Here is a 16751-nt window from a genome sequence, read left to right as displayed (position 1 = left end):
AGCAGGTAAGGGGTGTCACGATCACAGGGACGGAAATGGCTCATGCGCGCTCGCTCATCGGAACCCTGACCGATCCGATCCCCTCGCGCTTGAAAAGTTCCACGCTAAGTCCGACAGGCTGCTAGGGATGAGCCTGCCTAGCGCGCCGAGGCTGCAAGTCCTCTGCCCGTGCTATGGGGAGCCGATGCGACTGATCGGCTTCGTCACCGATAGCGGATCTATCACGCGCATCCGCGCCTACCTCGGCGAGCCCACCCAGGCACCGCACATCGCCCCGCCCGCCCGCGGTCCTCCCTGGCAGGAGTACTTCGATACGCGCGAAGGCGATGTTCGCCCTGCGTGAACCCCTATCCGAGTATGAGTTTGACCAGCGGGTGAACGCGAAGCGTCGGAGCAACAGGATGTTGCGGCCAATCCAGGGATGGATGCTTCACGCTGGTAGGCGCCGTTCCACTTCAAACCATCCTGCCAGCTAAGGTGCCTTGACCGGCACCGGTGGGTTCGCGTCCCGGCGCCCGGGTGCTCGCCTTTGCGTCACCCGAAAGCCCCGACAGCCACCCACAACCCGGCCAGGGCCAGCCCAAACGCCCCTTCCCGCCGCCACGCGGACCACCCAATCACCGACCGGCCCGTCCGACGCAACAGTACAGTTGCAAAACCGCGTTGAACGTCCTACCCTTTCCTTAAAGCGGCTGTGGTCGCCCGATTCACCGCCGTCACACCGCCGTTGCCCAGAGGCTTGACTACACCGGTTTTTGCTTAAAATTTGTGACGGATGGTATCAAGCTAAAAAACCCCGCTAACAATTTATCTTGATTTATAGGGAACTCTATTGACAAATTCCCCGACCCCCGACGAGACATGGAGAGCCGAAGGCGAAGTCGAGCCCGCGATAGGCGCGCGTCGACGGGCGAAGCAGGAGACGCATGCGCCGTAAAGACATTGTGGGAGCTGTGTCGCACCGCGCAGTGGTGCGACGCTGCGGACGCAGGACGAATCGCGGCACCAATAACCTGTCGCGTCGTGCGAGTGCATTTCAGGAACAGGACGGCCGAAATGCATCACGAGCATAGCGACACCCCAGCTCATGTAAACGAGAGGTCTACACCCCATTGACCATCAAGGAAAGTCCGAAGATCCTCTATTTAACACCGGATCACAATTGCTCGCTCAGTTCACAGATTAGATCAGCCGGTCAGGACATCTATATAGTATCTGATTTTTTAAGGGCCCGGGATCTGCTCAACGAGCATAATTTGTGCCTGGGACTGGTCCAATTAGAGCCTCTTGAAGACGAGTTCTTACAACGAGCCATCTACGATCTTCTTCATGAAGGAATGCAGATGGAATGGATCGCCTTGGTGTCTTCGGCCAGCATGGAAAACCGGAATATCCGTCAACTGATCGCAGAGCATTTTTACGATTATCATACGCTGCCCACTGATCTTAACCGTCTGCTTATCACCCTCGGCCATGCTTATGGGATGGCCGACGTGAAAAAAAGTGTATTTTGGCAACAAAATGAGGACTTCAGCCACTACGGAATGGCGGGGGCTAGCGCCGCGATGCAGAAGGTATTCCGCAGCATAGCCAAGCTGGTGCGCGTCGATATGCCAGTGTTAATCACAGGGGAGAGTGGTACGGGCAAGGAACTCGCGGCGCAGGCTATTCATAACCATTCTGTTCGTTCCAAGGGCCCCTTTATAGCCCTTAATTGCGGTGCTCTGCCGGCCGGTTTAATCCAGTCGGAGCTCTTTGGTTACGAGAAGGGCGCATTTACCGGCGCCAATCAACGTAAGATAGGGTTCATCGAACTGGCCGCTGGCGGCACCATATTTCTGGATGAAATCGGTGATCTATCGCCTGAATTGCAAGTCAACCTGCTGCGGTTTCTACAATATGGGACCATTTATCGCATCGGCGGTCACGAAGAGATGCCCGTGGATGTTCGGGTAATTGCAGCCACCCACATCGATGTTGAAGAAGCTGTACGACAGGGTCAATTCCGAGAAGACCTCTATTACCGATTGAACGTGCTGCGGCTGAAAATGCCCCCGCTACGGGACCGAGGGCAGGACATCAAACTGCTTGCGCAGTTTCTTTTCGAAACTGTTAAGGAGAAGAGGATCTGCTCTGTGAGGGGGTTTAGTCGCCAAGCGCTGCGGGCGATAAACCGCTATGGCTGGCCAGGAAACGTACGGGAATTGAAAAACCGCATCCAGTCTGCCATGGTGATGTGCGAAAATCGTTTAATTGCGCCTGCTGATCTTGGGCTAGAGGAACTCTTCGAGAAACCATATCCATTAAATTTGAGGGAAGCCAAAGAAAGGGCGGAAAAAGCGACTGTAGAGCGCGGCCTGGTGCAAACCGATAATTGCGTATTAGAAACCGCGCGTGCCCTTGGGGTCTCGCACGTGACCCTCTACCGCCTGATTAAAAAGTACGGGATCACTATTCAAAGGTAATCCTTGCCTCTACAGGGCCACACCAGACCCGTAGCCAGCGAATCCATCCCCCCTCCCGAGGCGCGGTAATTCTGTCGGGAACGACGCCCTTATGCTGAGCCTCTGTAAGGCATCCGTGCCCAATGTCTGGAGGCGCTTTCGGGCCTGGGGCTTGAAAACATGCCTACGCGTTCACGCCCCCGGCCTGACCGGCCGGACGCGGCCCTGATCCAGGCCTTATGCGACCTCCGGGGTCGTATGGACGGCCTCATGTCCCGGGCGCGGATGGACCGTTTCGCCGTGAGTATCTCCGAGTATTTCGAGGCGGGGGTCTGGGAGGCCAAGAACCGCGAACTCGGAGTGTGGCCAGACTCGACAACCTATACCCGGATTCGGCCCTTCGCGGGCGGCATGTACATCGTTCTCGATCTTATTGATCTGACTGAGGGCGACATGCTTCCACTCGTGGTGCGAAAGCACCCGTGCTATCAGCGGCTCATGCTGATAACCTCCAACGTGGTCTTGTGGTCCAACGACGTTTTCTCGTTGCAGAAGGAGCGAGCCCACCACGATATGCACAACCTCGCGCTGATCCTCCAACACGAGGAGCGTATCAGCCTCCAGGCGGCGATAGACCGGGTTGCGTGCTCATCGAGCGTGAGGTCAAACGTTTCATTGCGCTAGAAGCGCGGCTACCGTCGTTCGGCCCGGCCGTCGACAGCTTGGTTCAACGCTTCGTCGGGGTCTTTCGGACCTATATGCGGGGGAAACATCGACTGGTCGTGTGAAACCGGCCGGTATCGCTATGCCGAAGCCCAAACCCCACCTTCGCCCACGGTGCGCAACGAGGGCGCCTTTATGCCCCCAGTTCTGATGGCATCCGATTAGGTCGCGCGCCTCCGCCTACGCACCGTCGCCTGGCCCTCGGAAACGGATATCTCCACACTTGCGCCTTCCGGCAGCGATCGACAGACCTCGTAGAGCATGCGCCTGGGTAAGGTGAACGCGCCGCGGGGTTCGCGACCGGCGGTTTTATCGATCCGCACGGGACGGACGAGTGTACCGACCTGGGCCGTCTCTCAAGGTCGGCCCAGCCTATGCCGAAACAGCCCTCGCAGGGAGGCACCACTAAACGGTCAGCCGGCGAGGCAAGGACCGGCGGATCGCGAAAACGCAAAACCGCTCCACTCGCGGTCGGACACCTCCCAGCGTAATGTGAGAATTGCACGCCGGTCCCGTCGATCGCGCCGTCTTGCCTCCAGATCGAACGCCAGGGAATGGAGTTGCCCATATACGCCTTCAAGCCCGCCGGGACACGGCGCATCCTCATCGTCAGCGAGAGCGAGGACCTGCGCCTGTTGCTCGCGCAGCTGGTCGCGATGGAATGGCCCAATGCCGAGATCCACGAGTGGGACCCATGCGTGCCGAAGCGCACGGCCGGTGCCGTGGGGCGCACGGACGCCGACGTGGTGCTCGTGGATAACGCGCTCGAAGGCGCTGGGGTATTCCCGGAGGACCTCACGGCGCACCCCGGGCACCCGCCCATCGTATGGCTCCTAGACGGTGCGACACCTCGGTCGCATGAAAACGCCGCGCTATCGCTCCACAAATCGGACCTCTCGCCCGCGGCCTTAGGTGCTGTGGTGCGTGTGGCGCTCGCGAGTGGCTCGGGCAGCAGCGATGCGACCTGGCAGTCCGCCGATACGGTACCGATCGGTGCCTATGGCGATACCGAACCCCTGGAGGACGCCGGGTCCGATGTCTTCCTGCTGCGCCGAAATGTTGGCAGCCGGCTCGAGGCGGTGCGGCTGAACGGTTTCCTGATGCTGCGCAAGCTCGGTTCCGGCGGTATGTCGACGATCTTCCTCGCCCAGCATCTGGCCAAGGGGATCCCGATGGCGCTCAAGATCCTGGACAGCAAGCTCATCGAGGACGAGCGCTTCCTGGACCTATTCATGCGAGAGTACAACCTCATCTCGCATGTAAAAAGCCCCCATGTCGTCCGGATCTACGAGCAGGGGTTCACGGATACGCACGTCTACATCGCCATGGAGTACTTTTCCCAGGGCGATCTGAAGGACCGCCTGCGATATGGGGCATTGCCGCCGGCGACGGCACTGCGCATCTTCTGTCAGGTGCTGCGCGCGCTCGCGGTCATCCATGCCCACGGCATCGTGCATCGCGACCTCAAACCGCAGAACCTCATGTTCCGCGAGGACGATAGCCTCGCGCTCATCGATTTCGGCATCGCCCGGCACCACGACGCCACGGCCGATCGGGAAGCGGAGGGGCAGGCACCGGCGTTCGGCACGCCCTACTACATGAGCCCGGAACAATGCGAGGGCCTACCCGGGGATCCCCGCTGCGATCTATACAGCGCGGGGACCCTCCTCTACGAGATGCTGACCGGCGCGAAGCCCTATACGGGCAAGACGGCCGTCGAGGTCATGGCCCAGCATATCGGTGCACCCATCCCACATCTACCGAGCGCCGTCGCGGTCTATCAACGGCTGCTCGAGCGCCTACTGGCCAAGTCCCCCGAAGACCGCTATCAGGACGCCGGGGAATTGGCGAACGCCCTCGACAAGCTCTCGTTTCTCCCCAGCCGCTGATCGCCGCCTGGCCCCGACGGGCGGCGACGGCGACGCCCGCTCGGTCGCTCAGTCACCGACAGGGCGGCATGATGTCCCCGAAGCCGGTGATGGCGGGAAACTCGGAAGGGGGATGGGGTGGTGCGCGGCTGTCGGGCCGGTGCACGCCGTAGAGGAAGCGGATCCCGGCGGCCTTTGCGGTGCGAAGGCAAGCGAGGTTGTCGTCGATGAGGAGCGTGCGCCGGCCGTCGAAGGGCTCGTGCGTCCGCGCCAGGTCCCAGAACCGGGGCTGTTCTTTGGGGGCGCCGAGGGCGTGCGCGCACAGGATCGCGTCGAAGTGTCCGGTCAGCCCGGCGCGCGGGAGCTTGATCGCGAGGCTCTTGGGGTGGGCGTTGGTGGCGAGCACCATGCGCTTGCCGAGCGCGCGCAGCGCGGCGAGGAACTCGGGTACCCGCGGGTGTGGCGCGATCAGATGCGCGACCTCGCGTTTGATCTCGGCGATCTCGATGCCTAGCTCTCGCGTCCAGTAATCGACGCAATACCAGGCCAGTGATCCCTCCCGTGCCTTGAGCCTCGGCGCCAGCTCGGCCTTGGCGGCCAAAAGGCCGATACCGGACCGCTCGGCATAGCGGAGCGGCAGGTGCTCGGTCCAGAAATGGGTGTCGAAGTGGAGATCGAGGAGCGTGCCGTCGAGGTCCAGCAACACCGTCTCCACCGAAGACCAGTCGAGCATCGCCTCCCGCACCTCGCCACCTAGGGCCTTAGCGCCCGCCATCGGTCTCGAAAGGGTCCAGAAGAGGAATCACGTTATCCTTACCATTCAATCAATTACCGGATTTGCATCGGTCCGAGCCTGGACTAGGGAATCCTGTACGCTCGCCACCGTATCTTGTATCTTACCGCGCGATGAAGCTATCCAAGATCAGGCTCGCGGGGTTCAAGTCCTTTGTGGACCCGACCACCCTGGATCTGTCGGGCAATCTGACCGGCGTCGTGGGGCCGAACGGCTGCGGCAAGTCGAACCTCATCGATGCCGTCCTGTGGGTCCTGGGGGAGACCTCGGCCAAGCACCTGCGCGGGGGCTCGATGGCCGACGTGATCTTCAACGGCTCCGGCAACCGCAAGCCCGTGGGGCAGGCCACGGTCGAGATCATCTTCGAGAACGCCGACGGTGGCTTCGGCGGGCAGTACGCGAGCTATGCCGAGGTGTCCGTGAAGCGTCAGGTGAGCCGGGACGGGACCTCCAGCTATTTCCTGAACGGGGTGCGCTGCCGGCGCCGCGACATCGTCGGCCTGTTTCTCGGTACGGGGCTCGGTGCGCGCAGCTACGCCGTGATCGAGCAGGGGATGATCTCGCGCATGGTCGAGGCCAAGCCTGCGGACTTGCGGGTGTTCCTGGAGGAGGCGGCCGGGATCTCCAAGTACAAGGAGCGCCGCCACGAGACCGAGATCCGCATCCAGCACGCCCGCGAAAACCTGGCGCGGCTCGGCGATCTGCGCGCGGAGCTCGACCGGCAGCTCGAACGCCTAGAGCAACAGGCCAGGGCGGCGGCCCGGTACAGGCGGCTCAGCGACGAACAGCGCCTGGTCAAGGGCCAGCTCCTGGCGCTGTCCGTCAGGTCGCTGTCGCAGGGATCCGAGGTCCAGGAACGGCTGACCGTCGAGTGCGAGACCGAGGTCGAGGCGGCGCTGGCGGCCCTGCGCTCAGTGGAGGCTGAGCTAGAGGCAGGGCGCGCCGACGAGTCGCAGGCGCGCGAGGGCTTCGACGAGGTGCAGGGCCGGTATTACCGGGCCGGGGCGGAGATCGCCCGGCTCGAACAGGCGATCGGCCATGCCCGGGAGCGACGCGAGGGGCTCATGGCCGAGCTCGAACGCGCCGGCCGCGCGCTCGAGGAGGCCGAGGCCCGGCGCGCCGAGTTGCGCGCGGCCATCGCGCGCACGACCGAAGAGATCGCGCTTTTGGAGCCGCGTTCGCGGGAAGCCCGTCTGGCCGAGGGATCGGCCTTCGAGGACCTGGCCCTTTGCGAAGAGGCCATGGAAGGCTGGCAATCCGAGTGGGACGCGGCGAACGCGGAGGGCGAACAGCGGAGTAGCGAAGAGTCCGCGCTGGCCGCGCGTGCGGTCCACCTGGCGGAGCGGCGGAGCGAGCGGCAAGCGCGTCTCGGGACGATGCACGACGAGCGCGGGCGCCTGGAGGCGCTCGCTGGTAGCGATGAGATCGCGGTGTTCGAAAGCCGGCTCGGCGAGGCCGGTGCGATCCTGGCCCAGCGCGAGTCGGAGCGGGCCGGGAATCGCGAGGCCCTGCGCGAAGAGCGCGCGCGGCGCGACGCACTGAACCGCCACCTGGGCGAGTTGCGCGAGACGCTCGCGACCGCGCTCGGGCGCCTGTCCTCCCTGTGTACGCTGCAGGAAGCGGGGATGGATGGCCATGATGGGGCGGTCCGGGAGTGGCTCGCCCTGGCCGGGACGGCCGCGCCCGTGCCCCTCGTCGAGCACATCCGAGTCGAGGTCGGGTGGGAACCGGCGGTCGAGTCGGTCCTGGGGGATTGGCTGGGCGCCTTCTCGGTAGGGTCGCTGGCCGAGGCGGCCCGTGTACTGCCCGATCTGGGCGAGCATGGCGTGGGCCTGATCGAGGCAGGGGCGGGCCCGGCGCCGCTCCGTCCGTCCGGGGCCGTGGCGCCCTTGTTGATAGAAAAGGTACAAAGTCCGGTATGGCTCGACGGCGTGCTCGGCGGCGTGTATGCCGCCGAAGGGCTGGACGAGGCCCTGGCGCTGCGCCGCGGTCTCAACGCTGCCGAGTCCCTGGTGACGCGTGACGGGGTCCAGATCGGACCGGACTGGCTGCGACGCACCGGGCGGATCCCGGGACGGACGGGGATCATCGAAAGGCAGCAGGAGATCCAATCCCTGGAGGGGGAGCGCGCGGCGCTGGAGGAGGCCGTCGAGAGGTCCCTGCGCGAGGCGCGGGAGGCGCGTGAGAGCGACGCGCGCCTGGAGGCGGAGGAATCCAAGCTGCAGGCCGCCATCGCCCGCGCCCAGGAGGTCGTGGCCGGTGTGCGCTCCGAGGTGGCCGCGGCGGAAGCCGCGAAGGCGCAGCGTGCGCTGCGGTTGGGCGCGCTGGCGCAGGAGATCACGACGCTAGAGGCACAAGAGGGGTGCGACGCGGACGACGAGGCCATGACCGCAGCACGGCTCCTGACCCTTCATGCGGCGCTCGCGGAGACTGGGACGCGACGCCTGGCCTTGGAGAGTCGCAGAGGGGCGCTGGGTCCGGCCCTGTCGACCGCCCGCGAGGCGTGGCGCGCGGCGCGTGAAGACAGCCACGCGCTGTCGCTGCGGATCGAGTCCCTGAGGGCGCGCTACGGGGTGCTGGGCGAGGGCGAACGGCGGGAGTCCGAGGCCCTGGAGCAGCTCGGGGCGCGCTGCCGTGAGCTGCGCTCGGCCCTGGCGGAGGGCCTGGGGCCCTTGACGGCCCTGGAACAGGCCCTGCCCGGGGCGCTGGAGGCTAGGCTGTCGGTGGAGGCCGAGCTGTCCGAGGCGCGTGCCGCTTTGGAGCGCTGGGATGCGGCCCTGCGGGAGGCGGCGGAGCGGCGTCTCCTCCGCGAGCGCGATGCCGATGCGTGCCGCGAGCGCCTGGGCGAGGCGCGGCTGGCACGCGAGAACCTGCGGGTGCGTCTCGAGGCTTGCCGGGAGCAGCTCGCGGGACAGGGGCTCGTACTCGACGAATTGCTCGCCGCACTGCCCGAGGACGCCTTGCCGGCCGCGTTCGAGGAGCGCCTCACGCGTATCGCCGAGCGGCTGGCGCGGCTCGGGGCCGTGAACCTCGCGGCCATGGAGGAGTTCGAGGCGCTCGGGGAGCGCAAGACCTATCTCGACAGCCAGCACGCCGATCTCACCGCGGCGCTCGGGACCCTGGAGGATGCCATCCGGCGCATCGACGGGGACACCCGCGGCCGGTTCAAGGAGACCTTCGAACAGGTGGATGCCCATCTCGGGGTCATCTTCCCGGGACTTTTCGGCGGTGGCGAGGCCCACCTGGAGCTGACCGGCGAGGACCTCCTGGAGACGGGCGTCACCGTCATGGCCCGTCCTCCCGGCAAGCGCAACAGCAGCATCCATCTGCTATCCGGGGGCGAGAAGGCGCTGACGGCCCTGGCGCTGGTGTTCGCGCTCTTCAAGCTTCACCCGGCGCCGTTCTGCCTGCTCGATGAGGTGGATGCCCCGCTCGACGACGCCAACGCCGCGCACCTGTGTCGGCTCCTCGGATCGATGTCCGAAGACGTCCAGTTCCTGCTCATCACCCACAACAAGATCACCATGGAGATCGCCCACCGCCTAGTGGGCGTGACCATGCAGGAACCAGGGGTGTCGCGCCTCGTCGCCGTCGATGTGGACGAGGCGGTGCGCCTGGCCGCGACCGGATAGCACGGACTCCTGCACGGCGATGGCGGAGGTTGGTTTCGGAGGGGGTCCTGGTTTATGAACGAATTGCGGGTCGCGCTTTTCTTGATCGGGCTCATGGTGGTGGCGGGCATTTACTTTTGGGGGATCAGGGGCCGGGGAAGCAAACGCCGGAAGAGGGTCGGGGGCCGCAGACCGTCCCGCCCCGGAGAGCCCACGGTTCCGATGCCGAAGGCCGCCCGGCCGCCAGGCCAGGACGCGGAGGCCCCGGTCGATTACACCCGCACCCTGAGCGATCTGAGCCACCTGGTGGTCGAGTCCGGACACGCGCCGACCCGTCCGGGTCGCATTCAGGACGCCCTGGCGCGTGTTCGGAACGTCTCCAGGTCGTGGTGGGGGTGGTTCAGGAATCGGGTGTTCAAAGGCCCGACGGTCAAAGGCCAGACGATCAAAGGCAGGGGGACGGCCGGCAAGGGCGCGTCGGAAAAATCAGGCCCGGAGGCGATCATCCTATATGTCATCGCGCCTCCCGGTCGGGACTTCACCGGCAGCGCGATCCGCGACGCGGCCGAAGACCTGGGGATGCGCTACGGGGAGATGAAGGTCTTTCATTACCATGGGGTGGGCCGGCTGGCATCCCCCGCCGGCCTGTACTGCCTCGTAAACATGCTGGAGCCCGGCAGCTTCGATCTCAACACCCTCGCGAGTGCCCGCACCGAGGGGCTGGTCTTGATCATGCGCCTGCCCACGCCGGTGGAGGGGCGGCTAGCGTTCGAGCTCCTGTTGCACGGCGCCTGCCGGCTTGCCGAGGCGCTGGACGGGGAGGTGCGCGACGCCGAGCGCCGCCCGCTCACCCCCCAGGAGCTCGCGCGCCTGCGCGCCGTCGCCGCCCATGCCGGAGCGTGACGAGGCGGCCGCACGCCTCTGCCGCCTGCGCGAGGACATCAAGTACCACAACTACCGGTATCACGTCCTCGACGAGCCCGAGGTCCCGGACGCCGAGTTCGACCGGCTCATGCGCGAGCTGCAAGAGCTCGAAGCGCAGCACCCGGAGCTCGTCACCCCCGATTCCCCCACCCAGCGGGTGGGCGCCACGCCCCTGCCGGAGTTCGGCGCGGTCGTCCATGCGGTTCCGATGTTGTCGCTCGGCAATGCCTTTTCATCGGCCGAGGTCGGGCCTTCGACCGGCGCGTATGCGAGGGACTGGGCCTGACGGTCGTCGAGTACACAGGAGAGCCGAAACTGGACGGACTGGCCATGAGCCTGCTGTACCAAGAGGGTCGGCTGGCGCGGGCGGCGACCCGCGGCGATGGGACGCGGGGCGAGGATGTGACCCAGAACGTGCGCACCATCCCGAGCGTGCCCCTCTGTCTCTGCGGCCAGCGCTATCCGAGGGTCCTGGAGGTCCGCGCCGAGGTCTATATGGCGAAGGCGGCGTTCGTGGCCCTGAACGCCGAGCAGAGCCGCAAGGGCGCCAAGACCTTTGCCAACCCGCGCAATGCCGCGGCCGGGAGCCTGCGCCAGCTCGATCCGCGGATCACCGCGATGAGCCGCGAGGAGGCCGAGGCGCGCTTGCTTGCCCTCGGCGCGAAGGTGAGCGGCAGTGTCTCGGGGAAGACCGATTACCTCGTCGTGGGCGTCGATCCGGGCTCGAAGGCGGCGCCCAACCCCCGGGCATTGTGGGGCGCGGGGCTTCAGCCGATCGGCCTGGGAGGTCCTATCTGGCGTTTTGTGAGTAGGTATCCGAGAAAACACCGGTGGAACGGCACGAGGTAGAGGTCTGGCAGTTCGGGCTCGATCCGCTGACGGCGACCATGAGCGACCCCACGAGGTGCCTGTCGCAAGACGAACGCGAGCGTGCCGCGAGATTCCGTTTCGAGGTCCACCGGCGGCGCTGGGTGACGGCCCGCATCGCCCTGCGCCAGGTCCTCGCACTTCATGCCGGCGCGAACCCGGCGAGCCTGCGTTTTCGCTGTGACGCCTACGGGAAGCCCACGCTTCTTCCGCCTCAAGACGCCGTCCACTTCAACCTCACGCATTCCGGCGATCTGGGGCTCCTGGGCATCGCGCCCGCGCCGATCGGCATCGATGCCGAGTGCATCGATCCACGGCTCGACTGGGACGCGCTCACGCGGCGTGTGGCTTCGGACGACGAGCGCGAGGCGCTCCGTCGGTGTCCCGTGGCCGAACAGCGCGCCGCATTCTTCCGGCTGTGGACGCGCAAGGAGGCCTATATCAAGGGTCGCGGTCTCGGGCTCAGCCTGCCGCTCTCGGCCATCACCGTGCCCGTGACGGCGTTGCCCGGGCCGGGGGACATCCGCGTCGAGGCCGTCTGGGACGATGGACAACCCTGGTGCTTGTGGGATCTCGAGGTGCCGGAGAGCCACATGGCCAGCCTCTGTTACGCGGGGGCTCTGTGCCGTCTGCGGCGTCATCTATGGTCGCCCGCCGATCGGCCGGCGGAAATCTAAGCGGTCCAGGACCAGGCGGCAACAGGGGGCCGGAACGAGGGCCTGTCACTCGGTGTTCGAGGTCGGGGCAGCCTAGAGGCGGAAGCGGCTGCCGAGATAGACCTTCTGCACCTGCTCGTTGTCGAGGATCGCCTTGGGCGTGCCCTCGGCGATGATCGAGCCCTCGTTCACGATGTAAGCGCGATGGCAGATCTTGAGCGTGTCGCGCACATTGTGGTCGGTGACGAGGACCCCGATCCCGAGCTTCGACAACTGCTCGATGGTCACCTGGAGATCCAGGACCGAGATCGGGTCCACCCCAGCGAAGGGCTCATCGAGCAGGATGAAGCGCGGGCGAGTCGCCAGCGCCCGGGCGATCTCCGTCCGGCGCCGCTCGCCGCCCGAGAGGGTTTCTCCCAGGCGATCCGCGATGTGATCGATGTGGAACTGCTCCAACAGGTTCTGCATGCGGATCTCGCGTTGGTGTGGCGTGAGACCCGGCACGATCTCGAGCACCGCCCGGAGATTGTCCGCGACTGTGAGCTTGCGAAACACCGAAGACTCCTGTGGCAGATAGCCGAGGCCCAGCGCGGCCCGTGCATCGATGGGCAGCCGGGTGATATCGGCACCGCAGAGCTCGATGCGCCCCTCGTCCACGGCCACGAGCCCGACGATCATGTGAAAGCTGGTGGTCTTGCCGGCGCCGTTGGGGCCGAGCAGGCCGACCACCTCACCCTCTCTGACGTCCACGCAGACGTTCCGCACCACCCGGCGGGATTGGAAGGTCTTGGACAGGTGGCGCGCCGTGAGCACGCTCATGGTCTCGGCGACTCGCGATCGGGGTAGCGGTGCGGGGTGCGCCGCTACTTCGACTTCTTGGGTTTCTTGACGGGCTCGTCGCCCGCCTGCGGCGGGATGATGATGCGAACGCGCCCTTGGTCCACAGGGATCGGCTGGCCGGAAGTGCCGACCTCGCCGGGTTCGGCCCGGTAAGCAGTCAGGATGTTGCGCCGCCGATCGTAAATCGCGCGGTGCCCCGTGTAGATCTGCCCTCTCTGCGTCACCTTGGCCTTTTCGATGAGGTGGACCAGATCCTTCTGCACCTCGTAGCGCATGTGGAGGGACTCGCCTTTGATGTCCTCGTCCTCGTTGTCGGGACGCTGCTTGAAGTGCGCCGGCTGTCCCTCCAGCAGGAACTCCTTGATCTCCTGGCCCGAGACGTAGGTGACCGTGAGGATGTCTCCGGTGAAGCGCATGGTCCCCTGGGTGACGATCACATTGCCCCGATAGACGGCCACGCCGAGCTCGTCTTCGATCTCGACGAAGTCGGCCTCGATCTCGATGGGCTGATCGCGGTCGGTGCTGAGGCCCATGACCGGCGCCACGAGGGCCTGGGCCATGAACGCGGCCAGAAGGCACCCTGCGCTAACCCGATTTTCTTTGGCGCGACGGGCCATTCTCATAGCGGGTGCGGACATGGTTCAGAAGCTCCAGGCGGTTGAAACGGAGATCGCCGCGCATGCCCACGGCATGGGTCACGCTCGTTGGCGTCATTAGCGTGACCGGGTCATCGGTCTCGGCATAGCGCGTCGTCGGGAGCACCCGCATCCGGGTCGTGATGACCTCAATGGCGCGCCCTCCGGCCGCATCCTCACGCCAGATGCGCACCTCGCCGTGCAACAACACCACCTCGCCCTTGGCATCGACGAAGCCGGTCTCGGCGGCCGCGTACCACGGCGGCCCGTCGTCGAGGATCTCGATGCGCGGCCGGGTGAGCCGGGTGCTGTCGTCGTCAGGATAATGGAACATGCGGTCCGCATACAGGCGGGTCTTGACGTGCCCGCGCTCATCCATCGCCGTGCGCGTGAAACCTTCCATGTACGAATCCGGTTCATGGCTCTCGGGTCGGGCGGCGCGCGGCTCGCTCTGGTCGATCCGATAGACCAGCCAGGCCGATGCGCCCGCCAGCGCGAGGAGCACGAGCGCCGCCGACCACCGCCGAACCCAGGATAACGCCCGCGCTTTAATCAATCTCCACCGGCAGTGGGGAAGCGGGATCTCAGCCGAGATAACCCGCGTAGTGGTTCGCGAGCGTCCCGCGCGCTTCGAGGATCAGCTCGCAGACCTCACGCACCGCGCCCTGACCGCCGGGTCGCGTGGTGCTCATGTGGGCGTGTCGTTGCACCAGCTCGTGGGCGTCGGCGACCGCGACGGCGAGCCCGACCCTCTGCAGCACCGGCAGGTCGGGCAGATCGTCGCCGACATAGGCGACCTCGCTCGCGTCGAGCTTGCGCTTGCCGAGGATGGTGTTGAGCACCGCCAGCTTGTCGAGACGGCCTTGGTAGACGAGCGTGATCCCGAGCTCGGCCATGCGCTTGCCGACCGCCGCGGAGGAGCGCCCCGAGACGATCGCGATCTCGATGCCGCCATCGCGCAACATGGTCAGGCCCTGGCCGTCGCGGGTGTGGAAGGCCTTGTATTCCTGGCCGCGGTCGCCGAGCAAGAGACGCCCGTCCGTCAGCACCCCGTCCACGTCGAAGAGCGCGAGCCGCACGCGCGCCGCCCGTTCCAGCAATGCCGTCTTCCCGGTCCCGCGCATGCGCCCTACATCACGCCGGCGCGCAGGAGATCGTGCATGTTGAGCACGCCGATGAGCGTCTTGGCCCCATCCACGACCGGCAAGGCATTGATCTTCTTTCGCTGCATGATGCCGAGGACCTCCGCGGCCAGCTGCTCCTCGACGGCCACGGCGCAATCGTGGGTCATGACCTCGTGTACGCGTGCCGTATGGACATCGATCCCCCGATCCAAGGTCCGCCTCAGGTCCCCGTCGGTGAACACCCCGGCGACCCGGAGGCCGGCGCCTACCACCACCGTCATGCCCAAGCCCTTGCGCGACATCTCGATGAGCGCGTCGCGCAGGAGATCACCCTCGTGCACCGTCGGCATCTCGTCGCTCCGATGCATGATGTCCGAGATCCGCAGCAGCAGCTTGCGGCCCAGGATACCGCCTGGGTGCGTCAAGGCGAAGTCCTCGGCGCTGAAGCCCCGCGCCTCCAGGAGCGCGATGGCGAGCGCATCGCCCATGACCAGCGCCGCCGTGGTGCTGGCCGTCGGCGCCAGCCCGAGGGGGCAGGCCTCCTGGCCGACGCTCACATCGATGTGGACCGAGGCCGCACGCGCCAGGGTCGATCCGGGGCGACCGGTGAGGCAGACGAGCGGTACGGCCAGACGCTTGATGAGGGGCAACAGGATCAGGATCTCCGCCGTCTCACCGGAATTGGAGAGGGCCAGCACCACGTCCTTCGATGTGATCATGCCCATATCGCCGTGGCCCGCCTCGCCGGGGTGGACGAAACAGGCCGGGGTGCCGGTGCTCGCGAGGGTGGCGGCGATCTTACCGCCGATATGGCCGGACTTGCCCATGCCGAGGACCACGATGCGTCCCTCGCAAGCGAGCAGGTACCGGCAGGCGCGTGCGAATGCGTCGTCGATGCGGGAGCGGAGCGCGGTGACGGCCAGAGACTCGGTATCGATCACCGACCGCCCCAGGGCCTTGAGGCGCTCGTCCTCGTCTGCCGCGGCGTTGCCGGCCTGTACTGACATCACCCCCTCTCCACAGGAGACCTCGGGCCAAGAACATCACGCCCTGAGAAAATCCATCTTGAGTTACGAATGGAATAGTGTAAGCCACCGCGATGAGTAAGGACAAGGATTCTGCAAGCGCACGGGTGATTGGTTGGGGCCGGCTTGAAAGGGGCCCCGGCGCCGGGTAACATGCCGGGCCCGATATGAATCCACTGGCTGTCATTGAAGCGCATATTGCCGAACTCCAAGCGCTCGGCGCGCGACGGATCGGCGTGTTTGGCTCGTTCGGCCGCGGCGAAGCACGCGATGACAGCGACGTGGACGTCTATGTCGAGTTCGACGACGCCAAACGCTGTTACGACAATTTCTTCGTCCTGCACGAACGGCTGGAGAAACTGCTCGGTCGGCGCGTGGATCTCGTCACGGACAAGGCCATCACCGAAAGCAAGGCCCGTCTGATCCTTCCGACCGTCCGCTATGCCACCCTCGACGATTGAGCTGCTCCACGACATTTTACGGGAGGCCGAGTTCCTGTCCGCACATGCTGCGACGACGACCCGCGAGGCGTTTCTCAACGATGAGGTGCTCAACCGCGCCTTTGTGCGCAGCCTCGAAATCATCGGAGAGGCGTCCAAGAGAGTTCCGGAGGAGACGCGCCTGGCGTTCCCCGATCTCGAGTGGCCGAAGATAGCAGGCATGCGGGATCGGCTCATCCGCGATTATGGTGGCGTGGACTATCTGATCGTTTGGGACGTGGCAACCAATAAAGCGCCCGACCTGGTGGCCATATTGCGGCCCCTCATCGTCCAGGCCGCTAACTGAATATGACTAAACTACGCTGTCGCGATATCGGAGCCTGAAATCCTCAGGAGCGTTCGGCAGTTCGGCGGCTCAAACGGGGTGAAGTCGGTCGCATCATGACCTTTCCCCCAGTCTCCGAGACCCGTGCTCGGGTTGGGTTGGCTCAGTCGGAATTCGCACGGCTGCTTGGGGTATCGGTTCGCACCCCGCAAGAGTGGGAAAGGCCGCCGTGTTCCGTCGGGGCCGGCCCGCACCCTCCTGGCCATTGCGCACCAGAATCCCCGTGCGCACTGTCTAAGGCGCCGCTTGAGGGGCGCGGCGCTGTTTGCCGCGTCCCTCTCGAAGCATTCGTGTACGCCCGACATGGGCATGAACTTATGGGGTGAAAGTCCCCTGTAGGAGTACCGGTAATGTCCTATTGTAGGACAAATGCAACTACTAGCCGAAGGCAAGGGCAATCCCGCGAGGGGTGGTCT

15 protein-coding genes and 2 pseudogenes are annotated in these 16751 nt (G+C 65.4%); 11 read left to right on the top strand and 6 right to left on the bottom strand.

Going from position 1 to position 16751, the window contains the following annotated elements:
* The 4 genes from M3461_18955 to M3461_18940 form a co-directional block, all read left to right on the top strand.
* Positions 1–343: hypothetical protein (locus M3461_18955; protein MDQ3776281.1), on the top strand; the 343-nt coding region annotated here is incomplete at its 5' end.
* A 769-nt stretch (positions 344–1112) separates the two neighbouring features.
* Positions 1113–2465 (top strand): sigma-54 dependent transcriptional regulator, encoded by a 1353-nt coding sequence (locus tag M3461_18950; GenBank protein MDQ3776280.1) that lies wholly within the window; start codon positions 1113–1115, stop codon positions 2463–2465.
* 159 nt (positions 2466–2624) lie between these two features.
* Complete coding sequence (locus tag M3461_18945) at positions 2625–3128, top strand: terpene synthase family protein (protein ID MDQ3776279.1); 504 nt, start codon at positions 2625–2627, stop codon at positions 3126–3128.
* A 593-nt stretch (positions 3129–3721) separates the two neighbouring features.
* Entirely contained in the window at positions 3722–5056 is a 1335-nt protein-coding gene (locus M3461_18940) for a serine/threonine protein kinase (GenBank protein ID MDQ3776278.1), read from the top strand.
* Between the two features lie 52 nt (positions 5057–5108).
* Here the strand turns inward: M3461_18940 and yrfG are convergent, their stop codons facing one another.
* Positions 5109–5810, bottom strand: coding sequence for a GMP/IMP nucleotidase (gene yrfG, locus M3461_18935; protein ID MDQ3776277.1), 702 nt, complete (start codon positions 5808–5810; stop codon positions 5109–5111).
* 131 nt (positions 5811–5941) lie between these two features.
* Here yrfG and smc point away from each other — a divergent pair, with 131 nt between their 5' ends.
* The 4 genes and pseudogenes from smc to M3461_18915 all read left to right on the top strand — a co-directional run bounded on the left by smc (position 5942) and on the right by M3461_18915 (position 11907).
* A complete protein-coding gene (gene smc, locus M3461_18930) occupies positions 5942–9460 on the top strand; it encodes a chromosome segregation protein SMC (protein ID MDQ3776276.1) in 3519 nt (1172 codons plus the stop codon).
* Positions 9461–9514: 54 nt separating this feature from the next.
* A complete protein-coding gene (locus tag M3461_18925; protein MDQ3776275.1) occupies positions 9515–10342 on the top strand; it encodes a cell division protein ZipA C-terminal FtsZ-binding domain-containing protein in 828 nt (275 codons plus the stop codon).
* Positions 10329–10981 (top strand): annotated as a pseudogene (locus M3461_18920) (NAD-dependent DNA ligase LigA). Before M3461_18925 ends, M3461_18920 begins: the two are co-directional and overlap by 14 nt.
* Positions 10982–11193: 212 nt before the next feature.
* Positions 11194–11907, top strand: a complete 714-nt coding sequence (locus tag M3461_18915) for a 4'-phosphopantetheinyl transferase superfamily protein (GenBank protein MDQ3776274.1) — start codon at positions 11194–11196, stop codon at positions 11905–11907.
* A gap of 72 nt (positions 11908–11979) precedes the next feature.
* Here M3461_18915 and lptB read toward each other — a convergent pair whose 3' ends face one another.
* The 5 genes from lptB to M3461_18890 form a co-directional block, all read right to left on the bottom strand.
* Entirely contained in the window at positions 11980–12705 is a 726-nt protein-coding gene (gene lptB / locus M3461_18910; protein ID MDQ3776273.1) for an LPS export ABC transporter ATP-binding protein, read from the bottom strand.
* Positions 12706–12749: 44 nt separating this feature from the next.
* On the bottom strand, positions 12750–13286 hold the full coding sequence (gene lptA, locus M3461_18905) for a lipopolysaccharide transport periplasmic protein LptA (GenBank protein ID MDQ3776272.1): 537 nt from the start codon (positions 13284–13286) through the stop codon (positions 12750–12752).
* Between the two features lie 25 nt (positions 13287–13311).
* Entirely contained in the window at positions 13312–13866 is a 555-nt protein-coding gene (lptC, locus tag M3461_18900) for an LPS export ABC transporter periplasmic protein LptC (protein ID MDQ3776271.1), read from the bottom strand.
* A gap of 79 nt (positions 13867–13945) precedes the next feature.
* Positions 13946–14485, bottom strand: coding sequence for an HAD-IIIA family hydrolase (locus M3461_18895; protein MDQ3776270.1), 540 nt, complete (start codon positions 14483–14485; stop codon positions 13946–13948).
* Positions 14486–14490: 5 nt separating this feature from the next.
* Positions 14491–15492 carry a KpsF/GutQ family sugar-phosphate isomerase gene (locus M3461_18890; GenBank protein ID MDQ3776269.1) on the bottom strand — a complete coding sequence of 334 codons (1002 nt, stop codon included), beginning with the start codon at positions 15490–15492 and terminating at the stop codon, positions 14491–14493.
* Positions 15493–15677: 185 nt separating this feature from the next.
* On the opposite strand from M3461_18890, the gene M3461_18885 reads away from it, so the two are divergent.
* The 3 genes and pseudogenes from M3461_18885 (at position 15678) to M3461_18875 (ending at position 16563) form a co-directional block, all read left to right on the top strand.
* Complete coding sequence (locus M3461_18885) at positions 15678–15971, top strand: nucleotidyltransferase domain-containing protein (protein ID MDQ3776268.1); 294 nt, start codon at positions 15678–15680, stop codon at positions 15969–15971.
* Positions 15952–16296, top strand: coding sequence for a DUF86 domain-containing protein (locus M3461_18880; GenBank protein MDQ3776267.1), 345 nt, complete (start codon positions 15952–15954; stop codon positions 16294–16296). Before M3461_18885 ends, M3461_18880 begins: the two co-directional genes overlap by 20 nt.
* A 107-nt stretch (positions 16297–16403) precedes the next feature.
* Positions 16404–16563 (top strand): annotated as a pseudogene (locus tag M3461_18875) (helix-turn-helix domain-containing protein).
* The last annotated feature ends 188 nt before the right edge of the window (positions 16564–16751 follow it).

Source organism: Pseudomonadota bacterium (genome assembly GCA_030860485.1).
Lineage (GTDB): Bacteria > Pseudomonadota > Gammaproteobacteria > JACCXJ01 > JACCXJ01 > JACCXJ01.
Note: the sequence above shows the minus strand (reverse complement) of the source record. Positions and strands in the feature narration are given on the sequence as shown.

Coding starts and splice junctions, on each gene's coding strand:
- M3461_18945 (MDQ3776279.1), top strand. CDS start 2,625: ATGCCTACGCGTTCACGCCCCCGGCCTGACCGGCCGGACGCGGCCCTG.
- M3461_18940 (MDQ3776278.1), top strand. CDS start 3,722: ATGGAGTTGCCCATATACGCCTTCAAGCCCGCCGGGACACGGCGCATC.
- yrfG (MDQ3776277.1), bottom strand. CDS start 5,810: ATGGCGGGCGCTAAGGCCCTAGGTGGCGAGGTGCGGGAGGCGATGCTC.
- smc (MDQ3776276.1), top strand. CDS start 5,942: ATGAAGCTATCCAAGATCAGGCTCGCGGGGTTCAAGTCCTTTGTGGAC.
- M3461_18925 (MDQ3776275.1), top strand. CDS start 9,515: ATGAACGAATTGCGGGTCGCGCTTTTCTTGATCGGGCTCATGGTGGTG.
- lptB (MDQ3776273.1), bottom strand. CDS start 12,705: ATGAGCGTGCTCACGGCGCGCCACCTGTCCAAGACCTTCCAATCCCGC.
- lptA (MDQ3776272.1), bottom strand. CDS start 13,286: ATGGCCCAGGCCCTCGTGGCGCCGGTCATGGGCCTCAGCACCGACCGC.
- M3461_18895 (MDQ3776270.1), bottom strand. CDS start 14,485: ATGCGCGGGACCGGGAAGACGGCATTGCTGGAACGGGCGGCGCGCGTG.
- M3461_18890 (MDQ3776269.1), bottom strand. CDS start 15,492: ATGTCAGTACAGGCCGGCAACGCCGCGGCAGACGAGGACGAGCGCCTC.
- M3461_18885 (MDQ3776268.1), top strand. CDS start 15,678: ATGAATCCACTGGCTGTCATTGAAGCGCATATTGCCGAACTCCAAGCG.
- M3461_18880 (MDQ3776267.1), top strand. CDS start 15,952: ATGCCACCCTCGACGATTGAGCTGCTCCACGACATTTTACGGGAGGCC.